Here is a 19,818-nt window from a genome sequence, read left to right as displayed (position 1 = left end):
GAACTCACTCATGACTAAGAAACTGGTACTCGCTTACTCCGGCGGCCTCGACACCTCCGTGGCCATTCCCTGGCTGCAAGACCGCGGCTACGACGTCATCGCCGTCTGCCTGAACGTCGGCCAACCCAACGCCGACATGGCCTTCATCCAGAAAAAGGCGCTGCAGGTCGGCGCCATCGAAAGCTACGCGATCGACGCCCAGGAAGAATTCGCGAACGAGTACGTCGCCCCGGTGATTAAGGCCAACGCCTTGTACGAAGGCGACTACCCGCTGGTCTCCGCCCTGTCGCGGCCGCCGATCATCAAGCACCTGGTCAAGATTGCGCATGACAACGGCGCCGTGGCGATCGCCCATGGTTCCACCGGCAAGGGCAACGACCAGGTTCGCTTCGAGGCCGCGATTCACGCGCTGGATCCCAACCTCGCAATTGAGGACCCAATCCGCGATTTTCACTGGTCGCGTGAGGAGGAAATCGACTACGCCAAGGACCACAACGTGCCGGTGCCAATCGGCAAGAAGTCGCCTTACTCGATCGACGCCAACCTCTGGGGTCGCGCCAACGAGGCCGGCATTCTCGAGAACCCGTGGAACCAGGCGCCGGACGACGCCTGGGGCATGAGTGTCTCCCCAGAAGATGCGCCGGACCAGGCGACCTTCCTGGACCTGACCTTCGCCAAGGGCCTGCCGGTGGCAATCGACGGCGAAAAGCTCGGCCTGGCCGACCTGATCAAGAAACTCAACCAAATCGCCGGCGCTAACGGCATCGGCCGCATCGACAAGATCGAAAACCGCATGGTCGGCATCAAGTCCCGCGAGGTCTACGAGGCCCCGGCCGCCGCGGTGATTATGGCCGCTCACCACGAGCTGGAGAACCTGACCTTGGAACGCGACGTCGCGCATTACAAGCCGCTGATCGAGCAACAGTTGGCCACCATGATCTACGAGGCCAAGTGGATCACCCCGCTGTTCGACGCCTTGATGGCCTTCGTCGATCACACCCAGCAGGTGGTCAACGGCGTGGTCAAGATGAAGCTGTACAAGGGCAACGCGACGGCGGTGGCTCGCAAGTCCGACACCAACTCGCTGTACGACGAGAACCTGGCGACCTACACCGCCGCCGATTCCTTCGACCAGGAGGCCGCGGCTGGCTTCATCAAGCTGTGGACCTTGCCCGGCACCGTTTTCGAGCAAGTCAACCACGTTCACTCGGAGGAGCAATAATGACCGACAAGCTCTGGGGCGGCCGCTTCACCCAAAAGGCGGCGCAGTGGGTCGACCAGTTCGGCGCATCCATTAGCTTCGACCAGCAGATGGCGGCCGAGGACCTCGAAGGCTCGCTGGCTCACGTCGCGATGCTGGGCAAGCAAGGCATCATCCCCCAAGCTGACGCCGACGCAATCACGGCCGGGCTGCACCAGCTACAGGCCAAACTTGCGGCCGGTGAGCTGACCTTCACCGTGGCCAACGAGGACATCCACCTGAACATGGAGCGGCTGTTGACCGACCTGATCGGCCCGGTCGCCGGCAAGCTCCACACCGCCCGGTCGCGCAACGACCAGGTCGCCACGGACTTTCACCTGTGGCTCAAGCACCGACTGCCGGAGCTTTTGACCGCGCTGTCCGGCCTGCAAGAGGTGCTGGTGGCTAAGGCCGAAGAACACGCCGGCACCATCATGCCCGGCTACACCCACCTGCAACACGCCCAGCCGATCACGTACGGCCACTACCTGCTCGCGTATTTTGAGATGTTCCAGCGCGACTACGAACGCTTCGCCTTCAACCAAAAGCACACGGACATCCTGCCGCTCGGCGCCGCGGCCCTGGCCGGCACCACCTTCCCGATCGACCGCGAATTCGTGGCCGGGCAGCTGGGCTTTGACGCCGTGTATCACAACTCGCTGGACGCCGTGTCCGACCGCGACTTCGCCCTGGAATTCCTCAGCAACGCCGCAATTCTAATGCAACACCTGTCGCGCCTGGCCGAGGAGCTGATCCTCTGGTGTACCTACGAGTTCAACTACATCGAGATGTCCGACGCCTTTGCCACCGGCTCCTCCATCATGCCGCAAAAGAAGAACGCGGATTTTGCCGAGCTGACCCGGGGTAAAACCGGCCGCGTCTACGGGGCCTTGATGGGCCTGTTGACCACGATGAAGGGCCTGCCTTTGGCCTACAACAAGGACATGCAAGAGGACAAGGAGCCCGTGTTCGACGCCTACACCACGATTCTGGGCTCCGTGCATATCTTCTCCGGCATGATCGAGTCGCTGACGGTCCACGAGAAGCGCATGCACGACGCGACCGTCGCCGACTTCAGCAACGCCACCGAGCTGGCCGACTACCTCGCCACCAAGGGCGTCCCGTTCCGCAAGGCTCACGGCATCGTCGGCGAGCTGGTGCTCAAGGGCATTCAGACCGGTACCAGCCTACAGGACATGCCGCTTGAATCGCTGCAGCAGGCCGCCCCGGAGATCCAGGCAGACGTCTACGCCGAGCTGTCGTCCGAAGCCGCGGTCAACCGCCGCGTCAGCCTCGGCGGCACCGCCGTCGCCAACGTCAAGCAAGAAGTCGCCCGGGCCCAGGCCATTTTGGCCGCTCGCGGGTAACCGTCAAAAACAGCGTTCGTCCCTCGCCGATTCGGTGATGAACGAACGCTGTTTGCGTGTAATCTGCTTTTCATCAACGCCTCAGTTCGGCGCATCCGCCTTGTAGCGCATGAAGAACCGCGCGACGGCGCCGTCGCTGCGAGTGGTCAGGCTGTCGGTCGGCAACAGCTTCAGCACGAACTGGAAGAGAGACAGCGCCAGGGTCAAAAAGGCGGTGACGCCGTTGCTGCTGGCGGTCATCGCCGTGCCGGCGACCAGCGCCTGGATCATTGCAATCCAGCTGGGCACCACCAGCGCGTATTGGACGACCAAAAGCACCGCGGTGCCGCGGCCGGTGATCCCGACGTCGCGGTTGCGCCGCGTGACCAAGGACAGCTCGACGACCGTGGTGACCAAAGACAAGATCAGGATGATCGGCGTCATCTGGCTGGTCGCCTGCTCAGTGGCCTTGGTCACGTCGTCGCCGTACTGGCTCAGCGCCTGGGTGACCAGGCTCATGGACACGGCCATCATCACCACGAAGTTGACGGCGTAGGCCAACAGCTGCACCCACCAGTACCCGGCCCGGGTGCTGCGGCCGCGAAACTCGATGAGCCCCTTGAAAAAGTCTGCGTAGGCGCGGCCGATACCGACCTGCCCGGGAATTTCCTGAATCTGCTTCATGTGGTTACCTCCTGTGTGATGCGTCGCGTGGCGTCACCGCCCCTGCCAACGATTATACGCTCAAAATCTCGTAAGATTAATTTAATCGGTCGATACAAGTGGTATAATGTGCTAATTCGTCTTGGGGGGAGGGTGAGTGTATGGTGCCTGCCGCGTTGCGGTCGGTCACGTTTTTGACCAACGCAATCGTTCTGATCTGCTTCATCTGGGTCTACACGTGGCTGGAACGCGATGCCACCGTCCCCGTCGTTCGGCGGTGGCGGCTGCCGTTGACCATCCTACTGACCGTCGGCTTCCTGGTCTTTTTCCACGCGTCGTCGCTTCTCAACATCGCCAATCAGGACTACCCCGTCGGCTACGGCTGGACTTACCTGAACTTCCAGATCATCACGGTCTACTTCGCGCTGCTGGCGACGCACCGACCGGCGATGCTCCTGACGCTTGAGGCGATGGTCGGCGCCTGGTTCATCTGGATGAGCGGTGGCGCGTGGTCCGGCGTGACCGGCCTGACGCTTCTGATGCTGGCCGTCGTCTACCTCGGGCGGCGCATCCTGACCGCCAGTGCCACCTTGTACATGGGCTTTGGCGTGATGTTCGCGCTGCCGTTCTTCTTCATCAACTGGATCAAGCTGGGCGGCATCGACGTCGGCTGGGGGCCGCAGTTCGGCTACCTCGTGCTGTTGTACCTGATGCTTTGGGCCGTGACCCGCTACCTGCAGCGCCGCGCCGCCCGGGAGGCGAAGCTCGCTCACGACGCCGCGGTCGACGCGATGACCGGGCTGAACAACTTCGCAAGCTTCGACCGCGACCTGCAGGCGGCCTACCGCAGGTTCCAGGCCACCGGCGAGCAGTACGCGCTGTTCACCTTCGACATCGACCACTTCAAGGCGATCAACGACCGCTACGGCCACCTCGCCGGCAACGCGGTGCTGACCACCGTCGGCACCACCACCCGCCAAAAGACCCGGGCCTCGGCGTTCAACGCCAAGACCTACCGCACCGGCGGCGAGGAGTTCAGCATTTTGTTCTTCGCCATCGACGACGACCGCAACCGGGCCCTGGCCTTCTCCCGCGACCTCGCCGACACCATCGCCGCATTGTCCTTCGACTTCGCCACGCCGCCGCTTCACGTCACCATTTCGCTTGGCGAAGACCGCATCCAGGCCGCCGACCAGAACTACCTGGACCTCTACCGCCGGGCCGACGCCTACCTCTACGGGGCCAAGCACAGCGGCCGCGACGCCTTGACCGTACGAGGCGAGCTGCACAAGCGCATTCACGCGTAAAAAAACATCCCCGGGTTGCCGGCCACCAAGGCCAGCGTCTCGAGGATGTTTTTTTCAGTTGCGTAGGCGAACGAATAGCCCGACGCCGATGATCAGAGCCGCCAGCGGCAGCAGGACCATCAGCGGCACGATGAAGTAACCGAACCCCTCGTTGGCGTCGGGGCCGAGGTAGAACAGACACGCCGGCAGCGTCACCACCGCCAGCGTCAACAGCGCCTGCAGCCCCCAGCCGCGGCCGTGAGCCCGAACCGCCGCCGCGCCACCGAGCAGCACCAGCGCCAGCGCCTCGCCGTAAAACGGCAGCTGCCCGTCGCCGAGGTTCAACCCGATGCCACAGCCCGTACCAAGCACCAGCGCCGCCGCCAGCACCAGGCCGGTCAGCACCGCCACGATGCCATTGGCCAGGCGCCAGCCGGTGACGCCTGCTTGATGTTCCTGTCCGTTCGCCATCGTCAGCCTCCCATATTTCCTTACCCAAGGCCGGGTACCCCACCCGGCCACCGCGCGGTGAATGCCCCCATCCACCGGCTTGCAATGATTGCGTGACGGCCGCCGCCAGCCGCGGTTCGCCCCGGTTCAGGGTCCGGGGCGAGTCGCGCCTTGGCTCACGGGACGGCGGCCGTCTGGTTGAAGTAGCGTCTGAATCTAGTTCGGCGCATGCGCTGAAACCGTGGTTCGGTTGCCCGTACACGACTTGCCGGCGGTCACACGGCAACCGTGCGACAGACCGCCGACCGCTGCGATCGGCCAGCCGCTACTGGTTGATGGCCGCGGCGGCCGTGCTGGCCTGTCCGGCTGCGGTACTCGTCTGCCCGGTCGCGGTGCCACCGGTCTTGGTGCCGGTTTTCGTGCCGCCGGTCACGGTGCCTTTGGCGGTGCCGGCGGCCTGCTTGGTCGCCTGGCCGCTCACCTGCTCGGTCGCGCCGGCTTGCGGCAGGCAGTAGCGCTGCATCAGCCGGGTCACCGCGTCGCCCAGCGCCGGCATCGACTTGTCCTGAACGTTGCTGAACAAGACCACGGCGTTTTGGCCGTCCGGGGTGATGCGGAAGGTGTCGTAGAAGCCGTAGCCGACGCCGTTGGTGCGGTAGTAATCCGAGTGAATATAAAACCCGCCGCTGTACCGGTACCCCGGCTGGTAGAGCTGGTTGCGGCTGGCCCCGGTCAGCTGGCCGGTGACCAGGGCCCGTTCGGTGCGGTACAGATCGGTCACCGACATGTAGACCTGGCCGGTGCCGAGCTCGGCATGCATCCGGTCGGTGGTCGGGGCCTGCGGCGTTTTGTAGGCCGCGTCCTTGTAGCCCGTGGCGATCGGCAGCCGGTGATCCAGCGCGTAGGCCATCTGCGTGTGGGTCAGCTTGAGGCCGTCGATGTAGCGCTGCTTGAACTGGGCCTCGTAGCTCTGGCCGCTGAGCTGTTCACCCAGCCCGGCCAGCAGCAGGTAGTTGACCGGCGTGTAGACGAAGGTGCCGCGCAGGTTCGGGCGGTCGGCCAAGGCGCCGAGGTTGGCCGCGATCAGCTGGCTGTCGTCGACGTAGGTCGGCGTCAGCACCCCCTTGATGGCCAGGCCCGACGCCATGTGCAGCATGTCGGCCACCGTGATCGGCGACTGGGCGAAGCGCTGGTAGAACTGGCCGAGCCGCGTGGTGAAGGCCAGCTTGCCGGCGTTGATCTGCTGGACCAGCAGGCCGGCGGTCAGGCTTTTTTGCAGCGAATCGATCTGAAACATCGTGTCCAGGGTATTCGGCCGGTTCGTCGCAGCGTCGGCCAGGCCGCTGGCTCGCGAGGCGACGATCGCGCCGTTTTTGATGATCACCGCGGTGCCGGAAAAATCCAGCTTCGACAGCGTCGCGTCCAGGTCCGTCTGCGCCGCTTCGTCGGTGTTGACGGCCAGGGTCGGCGCCGCCTTTTTGACCGTGGCCTTCTTCTTGCTGGCATCCTGCTGCAGGGTGCGAACTTCGGCCTGCTGCGGGGTGCTGACCCGCCCGAGCCAAAAACCCCAGGCGAACACCCCAATCAGAATGGCGGCGAGCATCAGGCCCCGGTGCCACCAAGATATTTGAACAACACGTCGGTGCATCGAAAAACCTCCCAAGCAATCCCTTTGACGATACCGCCCATCCCACCAGGCGCAGGCTCGCGGCGGCAGCGCCGACTGCCTCAACCTCAACCGGCGTGGCTAGTTGCCGCTCACCACCGTGTCGCGCCAGTCCTTGGTGAAGAACTGCGAGTTCAGGTGGTACTGCACCGGCTGGCGCTTGGCCGCCAGGAACGGGGCGACGGTGCGGTCGACGCGAACCCAGCCGCGCCAGCCGATGTGGATGGTGTCCTGCATGAAGTACGGCTTGTTGCCGTCGTGGCTGAGGTCCAGCACCCGGTTGAAGCCCTGGCCCTGCAGCTGCACCCGTAGCTTCTCCACCGCCTGGTTCAGCTTGGCCTGCGACAGGCCGGTGTAGCTGGCCCATTTGGCGTTGATCGGCGGAATCACGAACTGAACGTCGATGTCGTACTTGGCAAAGGCCGCCAACAGCAACTCAAAGTCGCTGTACTCCGGGCCGAAGCGGTAGTCAAAGCTGCGCTGCTTGCCCCGCATTTTGGCCAGCCGCCCCTCCCCCAGCCGCGAGCTGAAGAAGTGGTCATCGATGCCAAAATCGTTGTTGGTGGTGTGGGCGGCGCCGACCTTGGCCGCCAGCGCGTCTAATTGCTGGTTGGTCGCGGCGGCCGGCAGCTGGTGAATGCTTCGGGCCAGCTCGCGCTCGTGCGGGTTGACCGTGAAGTGCGAGAACAGGCCGTCCTCGTTGTGCAGAATAGTCAGCCGGGCCTCGAGCAACAGCCGCATCGGGCGGTCCAGCTTCTGGCCGGCCGCCACCTGCAGCAAGGCACTTTTGACCATGCGATCCTTCCTGACCGCTCGCATGCCCAGCAGCCGCCGAGCCGCGTAGCGATCGGCGACCGTGTCCTTGGCGTGAAGCACCCAGGTCACCGTCTCAAGCGGCGAGTAGAAGTAATCGAACGCCTGGCGCATCACGCCGCGGCGGGTGAACCACTGCATCGACACGATGAACACGGCCTTCTTGTGCCGCAGCCGCGGCAGCATGGTCTGCGCGTTGATGAACTGGGTCAAGGACTGGGTGCCAGGGGCCCCGATCAAAAAGGGCCGGTAGTTGCGGTGGTACCGCGCCGCCAGCGCCGACGGGTGGAACGGGTCCAGCCGCGATAGCTCGCTTGAGCCGAAGAACGGCACGGCGCCTTGAGCCAGCGCCTGGTTCTTGGCCCGGGCCCCGGCCAACACCGTCGGCGACATCGCCACCGAGGCCGACCGCACCGCGGCCGGGCTCATGCGCTTGAAGGTTAGCGGCGCCAGAAACAGCGCCAGCGTCAGCCCCGCGGCGATCAGCAACGGGCCGAAAATCTGCCAGACGCGCCGCTTCATTGCAGGCTGGCCGCCTTGGCCGCGATTTTGGCCGGCGTCTCCCACTCGCTGCGGTCGAACTCGGACACCGGCACGGTGATGCCGAGCTGGTCTTGCAGCGCCAGCAGCAGCTGCACGGTGTCCATCGAGTCCAGAATGCCGGTTTCAAAAAGGTTCTCGTCCGGGCTGCCCGTGAAGTCGGTGCCGGTCAGGTCCTGCAAAATATCGAAGACGGTTTTTTGAATGTCCATGTTGTACTCCTTTTGGCGCAAGGCGCCGTGCTTAGTGACAGTGACGTGACTGAATCTGGTGCTGGATTCCGGTGCTGGATTCTTGTGCTGGCGGCTGCGAGCTCCGGGCCGCGGCGGTCGGGCTGTGCGGCCGGTCTCCGTTCACGATAGCGTGGTGAAAAGTCTTCGATGAGTTGGTACTACCAGTCACGCTTCTTTTGGGGGGAGACATCTGCGTGATCGCGAAGCATCAAACCTCCGTAGTTCTCAACCGCGATGTAGCGGCCGCAGGGGCCCGGGCGGGGCGACCCGTGAAAGGATGAGGATTCCGGGTGACCGCGGGGGTTGCGGGCAACCGCAATCCTCATCCCGGTAAAATTTGAGACGTGTACGAGGCCGTAGGCGGCGACACGGCTCAAATTTTAGGCTGGAGCCCAACGGGCGGAAGCCGGCCGCACAGGGCGCCCCGCCCGGGCCCCGGAGGCCGCGGCCCTAAGCTCACGCGTTACAGCAGCTGGTCCAGGAAGCCCGAGAAGATCAGGAAGCTGAAGCAGACCACGTTGAAGGTGATGAAGACGGCCAGGGCCTGGGTCCAGCGGTTGTGGGGCAGCGTCTGGCGGTGCTTTTTCTTAAAGCGCAGCCAGTAGTCGTTGATGATGATCGCCGCGGCGTGGAACAGGCCGTAGACGATGTAATACCAGGTGACGCCGTGCCAAAAGCCCATGATCAGAAAGTTGATCAGGTAGGCGACCTGCGACACGCGGATGCGGTTTTTGACCAGCTTGTGCTTCATGATGAAGAAGGTGACCCGCATGAAGATGAAGTCGCGGAACCAAAAGGACAGGGTCATGTGCCAGCGATTCCAGAAGTCCTTGATGTTCTTGGCGGAAAACGGCTTGTTGAAGTTCTCCGGCGTCTCGATGCCCATCACCAGGCTGATGCCGACGGCGAACAGGCTGTAGCCGGCAAAATCAAAGAACAGGTACATCGAGTACGTGTACATATAGCCGAGCAGCGGCCAGGTCAAGGCGCCGGTGCCGCGAGCCGCGATCGCCGCCTGGGCGACCCGCGGCAGCATGACGGTGCCGAAGGCGTAGCCCAGGATGTACTTGTACAGGAAGCCGAGCAGGATGTGATGCAGGGCCCGGCCCAGCATTTCCAGGTAGGCGCCGCGTTCGGGTACCGCGTCGTAATCCTTTTGAAAGCGCCGAAAGCGGTCAATCGGACCGCTTGAGATGGTCGGCAGGAACAGCAAAAAGCGCAGGAACGCGACCGGGGCGACGGTTTTCATCGTGCCGTCGCGCAGCTCCATCAGCACCTGCACCGACTTGAAGGTCAGATACGAGATGCCCATGAAGCCCAACAGCGACGGGTGCAGCGCCACGGCCGGCGTCAGCTTGACCGCCGCCAGTGGCGCAATGCTTAAGACCACCGCCAGCACGAAGACCCAAGTCGCGTTGCGGTCGCGCCGGTAACGCGCGAACCCCTGCGTCAGGGCCAGCTGCCAGATCACGTAGGCGATCAGGGCGACGCCTTCGTGCCACTTGTGCGGCCCGGCGAACATCCAGGCGATGAACACTAGCGCGACGCCGCTTTCCCACAGTCGCAGCCGGTGGCCGTGCCACAGCCCGACGATCACCGGAATCAAGGCGATCAGCAGGATGGCGAAGTACTGCGGGTCGGCGTATGGGGCCAGCGGGCTCATGCGTTAACCTCTTGGATCAAGGCCTTGATCGCGACCTTGCCGTTTTGCGTCAGCGGCAGGCTGTCGCGGAATTCGAAGCGCGACGGAATCATGTAGGCCATCATCACGCCTTGCAGATGGTCGTGAATCGCCGCGGTCAGCGCCTTGGCGTCGAAGTCGGCCGCGGTCGGCACGACGTAGGCCAAAAGCGCGGAGACCTTGTGCTCACGGTTGTAGCGCGGCACCGCGACGCCTTGGCGAATCATCGGCGCGAGGTTGAGGAAGTGGTTGACCTCCTCCAGCTCGATGCGGTAGCCGTTGAGCTTGATTTGAAAATCGGTCCGGCCGCAGTAGAAAATCAGCCCGTCGGCTTCGATGTAGCCGAGGTCGCCGGTGCGGTAGGCCTGACGCCCCCGGTCCTTGATGAACACGGCGGCCGTTTTGTTCGGCCGGTTCAGGTAACCCTTGGAGACGCTGGGGCCGGCGATGGCCAGCTCGCCGATCACGCGGCCTTGGTCCTGCTGGGCGGTGTCGGCGATTAGGCGCAGCGTGGTGTCCGGCTTGGCGTAACCGATCGGCAGCCGCGGGTACTTGGCGAGTATTTCCCGGGAAATCTGCACCGCCGTCACCGCCACCGTCGCCTCGGTCGGGCCGTAAGTGTTGAACAGCTCGGCCTCGGGGAAGCGCTCCAGCAGGCGTTCGGCCGTCTTGTGGGTCAGCTCCTCGCCGCAGAAGTACAGCTGGCGCAGGTCTGGGTGATGCGCCGCGTCGAAGGTCGGATCCAACAGGCACATCTCGATGAAGCTGGGGGTGGAGACCCAGACGTCGACGGTCAGCTTCGGCAGGGCCAACACCAGCTGGCGCAGGTCGGCCGTGGTTGACTTGGGCAGCACCTTCAGGCAGCCGCCGGCGGTCAGCGCCGGGTACAGGGACATCACGGACAGGTCGAAGGAAAACGGTGCCTGGGCCAGCACCCTGGCGTGTTCCGGCAGATTGAAGCTCGCCATCCAATCGACGAAGCTCTGCAGGTTGGCCAGGCTGATCTGAACGCCCTTGGGCTGGCCGGTGGTGCCGGAGGTGAAAATAATATAAAAGTTATCGTCGGCCTCAAGCGTCGGGGCCGGCGCCGCGGCACCATCCGCCATGGTGGCAGCCAGCTGGGTCGGCGTCATCGTCGGCGTTTTCAAGGCGACCGGCAGTGGCGTGGTGGCGAGCACCAGCGCCGGTTCAGCGATCGCCTCGATCATCGTCAGCCGGTCGTTGGGCGAGTGGGTGTCGACTGGAATGTAGGCGTGGCCGGCCTTGACGCAGCCCAGAAAGGCCGCGATGGCCGCGAAGCTCTGGTCGCAGTAGACCAGAATCGGTGCCTTGGCCGCCAGCGGTCGCACCGCAAGATCCGCCGCAATTGCGTCCGAGGCCGCCTTCAGCTCGCCGTATGTGTTGACCTGCCCCAGCACATCGATGGCCGGTCGGTCGGGTTCTCGCATCGCAATCGCATCGATTGCCTGAATAATCGTCTGTTGCATCCTGCACCCCTTTTTAGAATTCGTTGTAGATGAAGTGACCGCCGGCCACGCCGCGGTAGCTGTACAAATACACCAGCACAATCAAGATTGCGGTGTACAGAACCGTCCGGGCGATGAAGGCCACGAGCGGCCGGTGCCAAAAACTCATGAATCGCGTCACGGTGCCGCCTCCTTTGCCACAAGTTTGTCAGAAGATAAACCCAGTGTACCGAGCAGCGGTACCGGCTGCATTCAACGGTTTCTAAGCACAAGATTAAGGATTCTCAGAAAGCGGTGCCGGGCAGCGGCGGGTCGCAAGCTGCCGGACACAGCATGTCCGGTCAGGCGCCGGCAAGTTTGCTGCAAACGCCAGCCGCAGCCAAAAAACGCGCCGGTCGCAGGAATTGGATTCCTGCGACCGGCGCGTTAGGCCTGGCTTCACCGCGGCATCGCGGCCGCCTCGAAGCTGACCTCAAAGACGCTGCCGTGCGGCTGGTTGTCGACCACCGCAATCGTCGCGCCGGACAGGCTGGCCAGCCGGGCCGCGATGGCCAGGCCCAGCCCGGTGCCGGCGATTTTCTTGGAGCGAGACGAGTCGACGCGGTAGAAGCGGTCGAACACCTGGGCCTTGGCGGCATCTGGGATGCCGGGGCCGTGATCGGCCACCCGCAGCACGACGCGGCCGCCGCCGCTCACCGCGTCGATCGTGACCGGGGCGGCCGGCGCATACTTGGCCGCGTTGTTCAACAGGCACAGCAGAATGTGCGTGACCGAGTCGGCGTCGGCCAGAATCCACAGGCACCGGCCAAGGCCCACCACCGGCGGCTGGGCCGTGGCGTAGCGGTCGCACACGTCTGCGACCAGCTGCGTCAGGTCAAGCGGCACCCGCTCGACTTGGACATGATCCATGCGCGACAGGGTCAGGAGGCTCTCGATCAGCCGCTGCATCTTGCGCGACTCCTCCTCGATCACCGCCAAGGACTCCGGTACGATCTCCGGATGCGCGTCGCCGTGGCGGCGAATCAGGCTCGCGTGGCCGCGAATCGCCGTCAGCGGCGTTCGCAGCTCGTGGGAGGCGTCGGAAACGAACTGGTTGTCCCGCAGCACTTGCGCGTTCAGCGTGGCCAACAGGCGGTTGAACTCGATGGATAGTTCCTGCACCTCGGCCGGGCCGCTGGCCACCGGCAGCGCCTCTTGGTGCGTCGCGTTCTCCTTGGCCGTGATGCCCTTGGCCGCTTGGGTCAGGGCCGCCAGCGGCCGGTTGAGGTGCCGGGCCAGTACCGAGGTCGCCCAGGCCCCGGCGAGCAGGCCGATCAGCGTGATGAAGACAATGATCACCAGCAGCAGCTTGACCAGTGCCACCATGCGGTTGAGGCTCATCCAGATCTCGTAGTCGACGGTCATGCCGTCCTTTTTCACCACCGCCTCGCGGTAGTAGTAGACGCCCTGGTCCTCTTGGTACTGCACGTGTGAGATCAGGGGATAGGTCATCAGCGTGTCTTTCAGAAAACGCTTGGTGTTCTTGGCGTAGTAAGTCTCGTTGACCCCCCGGCCGGAGACGTTGACCCGCACGAAGGCGTGGTGGGTGCGGTAGCTGGACGAGAACCAGGCGTCCCAGTCCGGCCGGTTGTTCTTGAACGAGTCCTGCAGGTCGCCCATCAGCTGGGCCGAGTCGTCCTGCTTGCTGCGAATCAGGTACTCGGCCACCACGCCGACGCTGACGATACCGATCACGGTGACCACAATCGTGAGCAAAATCACGTAGGTCCGGGTGATGCGCCGGGCGTAGGTCACCGGCCGCCGCTCGCGACGCGGTGCCGGTGCCGATTCGAGCGGCCGGCCGGCGCCGCGCCCGGTTGCCGTGCCGTCCTCGGTTGCCGTGCCGCCGCGCTTACGCATTGGCCGCCTGAAGCGCGTAGCCGACGCCTCGCACCGTGTGGATCAGGTTCGGGCTACCGAGCTTTTGGCGCAGGTAGCGGACATAGACGTCGACGATGTTGACCTGGCCGTCGAATTCCGTCCCCCACACCGCGTCGAGCAGCTCGTCGCGGCTCATCGCGGCCCCGGCGTGTTGCATCAGCACCAGCAGCAGGTCGTACTCGCGCTGGGTCAGCTGGGCCAGCTGGGTCCCGCGGTGAACCTGCCGGGCCTTGACGTCCAGCGTCAGATCGGCCACCTGGTAGGTCGTCGGCACCTGCTTGGCGTGGCGGCGCAGCAGCACCCGCAGCCGGGCCAGCAGCTCCTCGATTTCGAAGGGCTTGGTCAGGTAGTCGTCGGCGCCGTTGTCCAGCCCCGCCACCTTGTCGCCGACGTAATCCCGGGCGGTCATCATCATGATCGGCACCTGCGAGGTCTTGCGAATCCGCCGCATCACCTCGAGGCCGTCGAGTTTGGGCAGCATCCAGTCCAGCAAGATCAGATCGATGCTCGCCCCTTTTTGCTGAAAAAGCTCCCAGGCCGCCTGGCCGTCCGTTGCCAACAGCACCCGGTACTCCTCGAACTTCAGCTCCGAGCACAGGTACGTGCTCAGGCTCTCCTCGTCTTCCACCAACAAAATCGTCTGCGTCATCGTTTCTCCCTAGTCTTCACCTATTCTGCTTTCAGAATACCACAGGCACCGCGGCAGCAGTCATAACAGTTCTGTCACCCACCCGGCCGCGAGCCGCCGGCATCACGCAACGGCCGGGCATGGGGCCGGTTACAGAAAACAGCGCAAAAAACGCGCGGTCCAGCGACCGCACGTGGCTGACTTGCGCCGCAGGTTACGCGACCCCGGCCAAAAATTCGCCAATCTCGGCGAGTGTGATGCCGAGAAACTTGTTGGTCTGCCCATTGGGTCTGCCGTACTGACGAAACCGAAATTGTGCGTAAAACGCAATGCTACTGGGCACGGCCTCAACGGATAGAATCGTGAAAGCACCAAGGGCGTGACGCTGCTCGTAGGCCATGGTCATCGCCGTCAGCAGCAACTGACGCCCAAACGCTGCGTTCTGAAATCTCAAATCGATCCCTAAAAAACTGATTAAGACGGCAGGGTAGTCCGTGATGCCGCCGCGCAGAAAATGGTGATCCTTGCGGTACTTGCGAGAAATCGCGGTTGCGTCGTTTTGCAGCGTGAAATAGCCGATAATCGCGTCCGGCCACCACAAAACAAAAGTGTTGGCGATGTGTTCACTCCTGATCGCATCGTCTCTGAGGAATCGATCGACGTCAGCGTTGCCGGTTGAAAAGTCGGCCGCCAACTGATCAAAATTCGGCTTCGCCGCCACCTTCAGAATGTGGGAGAAACGCGGGTCACCGCTTGTCATCGTCCAATCGATACGGCTTCAGGCCGCGCAGCGCCGTCCCTGCTTCCCGAAGTTCGCGCCGTCGCTTGGCCGACACCTCGCCGCGAGCTCGCGCCTTAAACAACTTGTAATCATCCGCATTCAGCTCCAACACGCGGTGTTTATGCTCAATTGTTGCCATCGGGAACCCCTCCTAGACTTAGATTGGTCCGAGTCTATCACGGCGATCGCGCTACCGTCAACCAAGGCCCCTGAACGTCCCCATCAGGCCCTTCACACCGGGATTTTAACCATCGCGACCGTGGCAAGAAGGCAACTCATCCCGCCGTATTCAAATAGCCCATCCGGCGACGGATGGGCCCAACGGCTTACTTGCGCCGCGACCGCGGCTTCATGCTCTGAAACAGGTTGATCCAAGATTCCTTGTGAAACAGGTTCTTGCCGCCGCTTCGCAGCACCTGCCAGAAGGTCAGAGACTTGCGGATGCGGTCGGCCGGAATATGCTCGCGAACCGCTCGCAGCACCGCCTTGGGGTCGTGCGAGGAGAAGGTGTAGGTACCGCTTTTGCGCGTCACCAAGGCGTAACGCGGCAGCCACTTACCACCGAACATCACGGACACGGCGACGTGGTCGACTTCCTTCCAGGGAAACTGCATGTAATTCTTCGGGTTGCGGGAATCGTAAAACTCGAACCCGCGGTCGCCGACCATGATTTTGCCGTAAGCCGGCAGCCCCATGAACGAGGTGCCGTCGACAACCAGCTCGACTTTCGTATTCAGTGATTCGACCATTGTCTCCATCCTTTACTTGAATAAACCGTTTTTCTGGTGAAGCAGGTAGAACAGGTTGGCGCCGTCCGGGTGCAGCCGAACGCTGTAGCCGGCGTATTTTTGATCCGCCAGCTTGTTTTCGACCCAGGCGAGGTACCAGGTTTCGTTGTGGGTACCCCCGTCTGGATCGGGCAGCGTCACGACCAGGTGCGACTGGACCTTGCGCCAGGTGAAGCGCGTCGTCGCCTTGGCCTCGACCAGGCGGCCGGTGTGGTTCTTGGCCAGGCGAATGCTGGCGCGAGCCGTGCTGCTTTTGGCCGGGTCCTTGGGGTCGAACAGGCGATCCGTGATGCTTTTCTCAAAAGCGGTGGAGGGCTGAATCAACGCCGCCTGATCGAACACGAACCAGTGGGTGTCGGGTCGGGTCAGCTCCTGTGCCGGGTCGTGGCGCAGCCCGTGCCAGGCCCAGGCGCCAAGCGCCACCGCCACGGCCAAGACGATCAGCCACACCCGCCGCCACCGCACCGGCTTGGCCAGCCGCGCCGGCGGCAGCGGCGACCGCTCCCAGTTGTCCGGCACGTGAATCTCGCCAGTGTCTTGCCCCACTGCAACCGCCTCCTTGTCCCCTTAACTGTAGCGAAGCGCCAGCCAAAAGGCAACGGGCCACAAGCGGATTTCCCGGGTTGCGTCGCAATTCTTGGGTGGCGTCGCGCGGATCCCGAAACAAAAACGGCCGTCCTTCGCGTGAAGGACGGCCGCCGTGACGTGCTACATCAGGTTGGCCAGGTGCATCAGAATCCCGAAGACGAAGAGTCCCAGAATGATGACGATCGGCGAAACCTTCTTCTTGAGCAACCACATGCACAGGAAGGTCAGAAGAACCGCGGCCAGGCCTGGAATCAGGCTGTCCAAGTTGTTCTGCAGCGTCGTGATCTTGTGGTTGGTCAAGGACAGGCCGGCTGCTTGGTCCTGCAGGGCTTTTTGAATCCCCTTGGCCCCGGCAGGCAGCGCGTTCCAGTCGATGTATGCGCCTTTGTCCAGCTTAACGTCGGAAACCTGCGGCGTGAACTTGACGGAGACCCAGCGGTTAACCAAGGCACCCAGGATGAACATCCCGAGGATGGAAGCGCCCTTGGTCACGTCCTGAAGCAAGGTCCCGGACAGGTCATCGGCAATCTTGGAACCGGCACGGTAGCCGAATTCCTGCGTGTACCACAGGAAGGCGATGCGGATGATGTTCCAGGCCACGAAGAAGATGATTGGGCCGAGAATCGAGCCGCCCATCGCCATGGACGCACCCAAGGCGCCGAGGATTGGGCGAACGGTGAACCAGAAGACTGGGTCGCCGACACCGGCCAGCGGGCCCATCATCCCGATCTTAACACCCTGGATGGTGACGTCGTCGATCGGCGCCCCATTGGCCCGCTCTTCTTCAAGGGCGAGCGTCACGCCGATAACTGGGGAAGCCAGGTACGGGTGGGTGTTGAAGAATTCCAAGTGGCGCTTCAGCGCAGCCACGCGGTCTTCCTTGGTGGTGTAAAGCTTCTTGAGGGCTGGGATCAAAGAGTAGGCCCAGCCGCCGTTTTGCATACGCTCGTAGTTCCAAGACCCTTGCAAGAAGGTGGAACGCCAGCATACGGCCCAACGATCTTTGGTCGTTAACGTAATTTTATCTGCCATTTTCGCCAACCTCCTTGTTAGTAATTGTCGATGATATCGCCGACTGGGTCACCGGTACCGCTGTTGCTGGACCCGCCGTTGCTGCTGCCGGAGCCGCCCATCTTGGACAGGTTCAGGTAGATCAGGGCGAGGCCGACGCCGATGGCACCCAGGCCGATCAGCGTGATCGATTGAACGGTCGCCAGCACGAAGCCGATGGCGAAGAATGGCCATACTTCGGCGGTGGCCATCATGTTGATAACCATGGCGTAACCCACGGCCACGACCATGCCACCACCGATGCCCAGGCCGTCAACCAGCCAGGATGGCATCGCGTCAAGCAAAGACTTCACGGGCTTGGAGCCGACGGCCAGGATGAAGCCGGCCGGAATGGCGATACGCAGGCCCTGCAGGCAGATGGCGATCATCTGCCACAGGTCGATTTTGGCAAAGCTGCCTTCCTCGGCGGCCTTATCCATGATGTGGGCGATACCAGTTGCCAGGGTGCGGACGAAGGTCGTCAAAAGCAGGCCGGCAACGGCCAGCGGCACGGCCATGGCGATCGCGGACTTAACGCCGTCGGTCCCCTGGCCGCCCAGTACGAGAATAATAGCTGAAGCAACGGCTGCCAAGGCAGCGTCTGGTGCGACCGCGGCGCCGATGTTCGCCCAACCTAAGGCGATCATCTGCAAGGTCCCGCCCAGAATCAGGCAAGGCACGAGCTGGCCGGTCACTAAGCCGATCAACGTGCACGCAACGATTGGCTGGTGGAATTCGAATTCATCAAGAATCCCTTCGACCCCAGCCAAGAACGACACGATGAGGACTAGGATGATTTGAATGAAGTTCAAAGACATGTGAGTGTCCTCCTTTTTTCCCGGTTAAAAATGTCAGATTTATTTGGCCGCGTTCAAGGCGTCTTGGGCCTTCTTGAGAATCGCGTCCATGTTGTCGCCAGAGTCGGTTGGGACCTTGCGAACATCGAAGCTGATGCCCTTGGCCTTCAGCTCGCCGAACGTGTCGATGTCGTCTTGGTTGAACGCCAAGACCTTGTTCGGCTGCACCTTGCCGGCGGAATGCGCCATGGAGCCCACGTTGATGGTCTTCAGCGGCACCCCACCGTCGACGGCACGAAGCGCGTCCTGCGGGGTTTCGAACAGCAGCAGGGCCCGTTCACCGCCGAAGTGCTTGTCGTCCTTGGCGATTTTGATCATCTGATCCACCGGAATGACATGCGCCCGGACACCGCCCGGCGCCGCATCGGTGATCAGTTGCTTGCGCAGCTTGTCACGCGCAACGTCGTCGGAAACGACGATGATGCGCGTCGGCTTAACGTCCTTGGACCAGGCCGTCGCCACTTGGCCGTGCAAAAGCCGCGAGTCGATTCGCGCCAGCACGTACTCAAGCTTGCCCGGCTTGCCGCCCTTGGCAGCGGCCGGTGCCGCAGCAGCGGGTTCAGCGGCCTTGGGTTCCAGCTCTTCCGGCTTGATGCGAACACCCTCACGCCCGGCGTCAACCAGGTGAGCCGCGATGTCATGCGCGGAAGTCATGGACAGACGAGACCCGTAAGCCTCGATCAACATTGGCAGGTTCAACCCGGTAACGATCGCCCACTTGTCTTTGTGTGCTTCATACAACCCGTTAGACTGGTTGAATGGTGAGCCGCCCCAAAGGTCCACAAGGAACAATACTTCATCTTCCGGATCGAACTTTGCAATGGCTTCTTCAAGGTGTGCTTTCAGGTCTTCCGGACCTTCGTTGGGCATGAACGTCACAACTTCAACTTTTTCTTGCTCACCGAAAATCATCGAACCGGATTGCTTAATGCCAGCGGCGAATTGCCCGTGACTGGCAAGAATGATTCCGACCATTGTTTGTCGCCTCCTAATAAAATTTGTGTGAGTTTAGTGAGCGCTGTCATTAACGGTCCAACGCGCCGTTGATGACGAGCGCAAAAACTCCCAGAAGCTAGTATGACAAGGTTTCTGGGCTTTTGCAATCATTTTGACTAATAATATTTACCGTTTTCATGAAAGGACTATACCACCGCGATTTCACCGGTTCAATTCATCGAACTGTAATCTGCCAGTTTTGAGCCATTCTCGTCCAAAAGTGGGATGGTCGAATTGATATAGCGCTTTCTCGAAGTTTTCTTTACGTAAACCCACACCGGGAGATGGTTGACGCAAGAAACCGCTTGCGCAAAAATTCTTGGGCCGACGCGAGCGAGCCAAGGCGACCAGACGGCCAGGGTGATGCAAGCGCTGCAGAATGAAACATACTTCATTTTGGGCGTGAAAGGGCCGCAGAATGAAACATACTTCATTTTGACCGCGAATCAGCCGCATAATGAAACATACTGCATTTTGACCGCGAATCAACCGCAGACTGAAGCCTACTGCATTCCGGCCCCTGGCGGCTGCCCCGAGCGAAGTTTTTCTGCAACCGCGCTTGACAATCCCGGGGAAGTCACCTAGACTCATGGTCAGACATTTAAATAAACCACCAAGAAATAGAGGTCGCGGGTGGTGACGACAGCTGATGAGGGCCTAACCCGATGAGTCAGCCGTAAGCACCCCCGCCGAAACTCACCAAGCGATTAGGCGCTTGGCGGGTTGGGACAGTGGGCGAAAGCCGCTGGACTGTCGAAGCGATTGCTTCGGAGCGCTATGATTCTTGCGAATTATGCAGAAATCCACGTTGGCCTTTGTTTATCGC

21 protein-coding genes and 1 riboswitch are annotated in these 19,818 nt (G+C 62.3%); of the genes, 4 read left to right on the top strand and 17 right to left on the bottom strand.

What is annotated here, in order from left to right:
• Window positions 1-10: 10 nt before the first annotated feature.
• Both ACYVRZ_RS08025 and argH read left to right on the top strand, forming a co-directional pair.
• Window positions 11-1,222 carry an argininosuccinate synthase gene (locus ACYVRZ_RS08025; RefSeq protein ID WP_461226105.1) on the top strand — a complete coding sequence of 404 codons (1,212 nt, stop codon included), beginning with the start codon at window positions 11-13 and terminating at the stop codon, window positions 1,220-1,222.
• Window positions 1,222-2,607 carry an argininosuccinate lyase gene (argH, locus tag ACYVRZ_RS08020; RefSeq protein ID WP_461226104.1) on the top strand — a complete coding sequence of 462 codons (1,386 nt, stop codon included), beginning with the start codon at window positions 1,222-1,224 and terminating at the stop codon, window positions 2,605-2,607. The genes ACYVRZ_RS08025 and argH overlap by 1 nt, the downstream gene beginning before the upstream one ends.
• Before the next feature lie 81 nt (window positions 2,608-2,688).
• On the opposite strand, the gene ACYVRZ_RS08015 is transcribed toward argH, so the two are convergent.
• Complete coding sequence (locus ACYVRZ_RS08015; protein WP_461226103.1) at window positions 2,689-3,270, bottom strand: DUF805 domain-containing protein; 582 nt, start codon at window positions 3,268-3,270, stop codon at window positions 2,689-2,691.
• Between the two features lie 140 nt (window positions 3,271-3,410).
• Between ACYVRZ_RS08015 and ACYVRZ_RS08010 the strand changes: the two genes are divergently transcribed.
• On the top strand, window positions 3,411-4,556 hold the full coding sequence (locus ACYVRZ_RS08010) for a GGDEF domain-containing protein (protein ID WP_461226102.1): 1,146 nt from the start codon (window positions 3,411-3,413) through the stop codon (window positions 4,554-4,556).
• 54 nt (window positions 4,557-4,610) lie between these two features.
• Here the strand turns inward: ACYVRZ_RS08010 and ACYVRZ_RS08005 are convergent, their stop codons facing one another.
• From ACYVRZ_RS08005 to ACYVRZ_RS07930, 16 genes are all read right to left on the bottom strand, one after another.
• Window positions 4,611-5,006, bottom strand: a complete 396-nt coding sequence (locus ACYVRZ_RS08005; RefSeq protein WP_461226101.1) for a hypothetical protein — start codon at window positions 5,004-5,006, stop codon at window positions 4,611-4,613.
• A gap of 304 nt (window positions 5,007-5,310) precedes the next feature.
• The gene (locus ACYVRZ_RS08000) at window positions 5,311-6,633 is read right to left on the bottom strand and encodes a serine hydrolase domain-containing protein (RefSeq protein WP_461226100.1); all 1,323 of its coding nucleotides are present in this window, start codon (window positions 6,631-6,633) and stop codon (window positions 5,311-5,313) included.
• A gap of 99 nt (window positions 6,634-6,732) precedes the next feature.
• Entirely contained in the window at window positions 6,733-7,986 is a 1,254-nt protein-coding gene (dltD, locus tag ACYVRZ_RS07995; RefSeq protein ID WP_461226099.1) for a D-alanyl-lipoteichoic acid biosynthesis protein DltD, read from the bottom strand.
• Window positions 7,983-8,216 carry a D-alanine--poly(phosphoribitol) ligase subunit DltC gene (gene dltC / locus ACYVRZ_RS07990; protein WP_461226098.1) on the bottom strand — a complete coding sequence of 78 codons (234 nt, stop codon included), beginning with the start codon at window positions 8,214-8,216 and terminating at the stop codon, window positions 7,983-7,985. Before dltC ends, dltD begins: the two co-directional genes overlap by 4 nt.
• Window positions 8,217-8,700: 484 nt before the next feature.
• Window positions 8,701-9,900 carry a D-alanyl-lipoteichoic acid biosynthesis protein DltB gene (dltB, locus tag ACYVRZ_RS07985; protein WP_461226097.1) on the bottom strand — a complete coding sequence of 400 codons (1,200 nt, stop codon included), beginning with the start codon at window positions 9,898-9,900 and terminating at the stop codon, window positions 8,701-8,703.
• Window positions 9,897-11,405: a D-alanine--poly(phosphoribitol) ligase subunit DltA gene (dltA, locus tag ACYVRZ_RS07980; protein WP_461226096.1), complete on the bottom strand. Its 1,509-nt coding sequence runs from the start codon at window positions 11,403-11,405 to the stop codon at window positions 9,897-9,899. The genes dltB and dltA overlap by 4 nt, the downstream gene beginning before the upstream one ends.
• 13 nt (window positions 11,406-11,418) lie before the next feature.
• Window positions 11,419-11,565: a teichoic acid D-Ala incorporation-associated protein DltX gene (locus tag ACYVRZ_RS07975; protein ID WP_420844666.1), complete on the bottom strand. Its 147-nt coding sequence runs from the start codon at window positions 11,563-11,565 to the stop codon at window positions 11,419-11,421.
• A 257-nt stretch (window positions 11,566-11,822) separates the two neighbouring features.
• On the bottom strand, window positions 11,823-13,283 hold the full coding sequence (locus tag ACYVRZ_RS07970; RefSeq protein WP_461226095.1) for a sensor histidine kinase: 1,461 nt from the start codon (window positions 13,281-13,283) through the stop codon (window positions 11,823-11,825).
• The gene (locus ACYVRZ_RS07965; RefSeq protein ID WP_461226094.1) at window positions 13,276-13,953 is read right to left on the bottom strand and encodes a response regulator transcription factor; all 678 of its coding nucleotides are present in this window, start codon (window positions 13,951-13,953) and stop codon (window positions 13,276-13,278) included. The genes ACYVRZ_RS07970 and ACYVRZ_RS07965 overlap by 8 nt, the downstream gene beginning before the upstream one ends.
• 193 nt (window positions 13,954-14,146) lie before the next feature.
• Window positions 14,147-14,692, bottom strand: a complete 546-nt coding sequence (locus ACYVRZ_RS07960; protein WP_461226093.1) for a hypothetical protein — start codon at window positions 14,690-14,692, stop codon at window positions 14,147-14,149.
• Window positions 14,679-14,852 (bottom strand): hypothetical protein, encoded by a 174-nt coding sequence (locus ACYVRZ_RS07955; protein ID WP_461226092.1) that lies wholly within the window; start codon window positions 14,850-14,852, stop codon window positions 14,679-14,681. The genes ACYVRZ_RS07960 and ACYVRZ_RS07955 overlap by 14 nt, the downstream gene beginning before the upstream one ends.
• A 187-nt stretch (window positions 14,853-15,039) precedes the next feature.
• The gene (locus tag ACYVRZ_RS07950) at window positions 15,040-15,462 is read right to left on the bottom strand and encodes a DUF956 family protein (protein ID WP_262315261.1); all 423 of its coding nucleotides are present in this window, start codon (window positions 15,460-15,462) and stop codon (window positions 15,040-15,042) included.
• Window positions 15,463-15,474: 12 nt separating this feature from the next.
• Window positions 15,475-16,047: a hypothetical protein gene (locus ACYVRZ_RS07945; RefSeq protein WP_461226091.1), complete on the bottom strand. Its 573-nt coding sequence runs from the start codon at window positions 16,045-16,047 to the stop codon at window positions 15,475-15,477.
• Between the two features lie 162 nt (window positions 16,048-16,209).
• Window positions 16,210-17,121 carry a PTS system mannose/fructose/sorbose family transporter subunit IID gene (locus tag ACYVRZ_RS07940; RefSeq protein ID WP_461226090.1) on the bottom strand — a complete coding sequence of 304 codons (912 nt, stop codon included), beginning with the start codon at window positions 17,119-17,121 and terminating at the stop codon, window positions 16,210-16,212.
• Between the two features lie 17 nt (window positions 17,122-17,138).
• Window positions 17,139-17,957, bottom strand: a complete 819-nt coding sequence (locus tag ACYVRZ_RS07935; RefSeq protein ID WP_262315264.1) for a PTS mannose/fructose/sorbose transporter subunit IIC — start codon at window positions 17,955-17,957, stop codon at window positions 17,139-17,141.
• 39 nt (window positions 17,958-17,996) lie between these two features.
• Window positions 17,997-18,971, bottom strand: a complete 975-nt coding sequence (locus tag ACYVRZ_RS07930) for a mannose/fructose/sorbose PTS transporter subunit IIA (protein WP_461226089.1) — start codon at window positions 18,969-18,971, stop codon at window positions 17,997-17,999.
• Between the two features lie 309 nt (window positions 18,972-19,280).
• Here ACYVRZ_RS07930 and ACYVRZ_RS07925 point away from each other — a divergent pair, with 309 nt between their 5' ends.
• Complete coding sequence (locus ACYVRZ_RS07925; protein ID WP_461226088.1) at window positions 19,281-19,577, top strand: hypothetical protein; 297 nt, start codon at window positions 19,281-19,283, stop codon at window positions 19,575-19,577.
• A gap of 28 nt (window positions 19,578-19,605) precedes the next feature.
• A riboswitch (Lysine riboswitch) is annotated at window positions 19,606-19,778 on the top strand.
• Window positions 19,779-19,818: the final 40 nt, after the last annotated feature.

The organism is Lacticaseibacillus suihuaensis (assembly GCF_054785075.1).
Note: the sequence above shows the minus strand (reverse complement) of the source record. Positions and strands in the feature narration are given on the sequence as shown.

Bases quoted from the DNA above. Each gene is read 5' to 3' on its own strand.
- dltC (WP_461226098.1), bottom strand. From the start codon at position 8,216: ATGGACATTCAAAAAACCGTCTTCGATATTTTGCAGGACCTGACCGGC.
- ACYVRZ_RS08005 (WP_461226101.1), bottom strand. From the start codon at position 5,006: ATGGCGAACGGACAGGAACATCAAGCAGGCGTCACCGGCTGGCGCCTG.
- ACYVRZ_RS07930 (WP_461226089.1), bottom strand. From the start codon at position 18,971: ATGGTCGGAATCATTCTTGCCAGTCACGGGCAATTCGCCGCTGGCATT.
- ACYVRZ_RS07940 (WP_461226090.1), bottom strand. From the start codon at position 17,121: ATGGCAGATAAAATTACGTTAACGACCAAAGATCGTTGGGCCGTATGC.
- ACYVRZ_RS08010 (WP_461226102.1), top strand. From the start codon at position 3,411: ATGGTGCCTGCCGCGTTGCGGTCGGTCACGTTTTTGACCAACGCAATC.
- ACYVRZ_RS07965 (WP_461226094.1), bottom strand. From the start codon at position 13,953: ATGACGCAGACGATTTTGTTGGTGGAAGACGAGGAGAGCCTGAGCACG.
- ACYVRZ_RS08015 (WP_461226103.1), bottom strand. From the start codon at position 3,270: ATGAAGCAGATTCAGGAAATTCCCGGGCAGGTCGGTATCGGCCGCGCC.
- ACYVRZ_RS08025 (WP_461226105.1), top strand. From the start codon at position 11: ATGACTAAGAAACTGGTACTCGCTTACTCCGGCGGCCTCGACACCTCC.
- ACYVRZ_RS07950 (WP_262315261.1), bottom strand. From the start codon at position 15,462: ATGGTCGAATCACTGAATACGAAAGTCGAGCTGGTTGTCGACGGCACC.
- ACYVRZ_RS07970 (WP_461226095.1), bottom strand. From the start codon at position 13,283: ATGCGTAAGCGCGGCGGCACGGCAACCGAGGACGGCACGGCAACCGGG.
- argH (WP_461226104.1), top strand. From the start codon at position 1,222: ATGACCGACAAGCTCTGGGGCGGCCGCTTCACCCAAAAGGCGGCGCAG.
- ACYVRZ_RS07955 (WP_461226092.1), bottom strand. From the start codon at position 14,852: ATGGCAACAATTGAGCATAAACACCGCGTGTTGGAGCTGAATGCGGAT.
- ACYVRZ_RS08000 (WP_461226100.1), bottom strand. From the start codon at position 6,633: ATGCACCGACGTGTTGTTCAAATATCTTGGTGGCACCGGGGCCTGATG.
- dltA (WP_461226096.1), bottom strand. From the start codon at position 11,405: ATGCAACAGACGATTATTCAGGCAATCGATGCGATTGCGATGCGAGAA.
- dltB (WP_461226097.1), bottom strand. From the start codon at position 9,900: ATGAGCCCGCTGGCCCCATACGCCGACCCGCAGTACTTCGCCATCCTG.
- ACYVRZ_RS07935 (WP_262315264.1), bottom strand. From the start codon at position 17,957: ATGTCTTTGAACTTCATTCAAATCATCCTAGTCCTCATCGTGTCGTTC.
- dltD (WP_461226099.1), bottom strand. From the start codon at position 7,986: ATGAAGCGGCGCGTCTGGCAGATTTTCGGCCCGTTGCTGATCGCCGCG.
- ACYVRZ_RS07960 (WP_461226093.1), bottom strand. From the start codon at position 14,692: ATGACAAGCGGTGACCCGCGTTTCTCCCACATTCTGAAGGTGGCGGCG.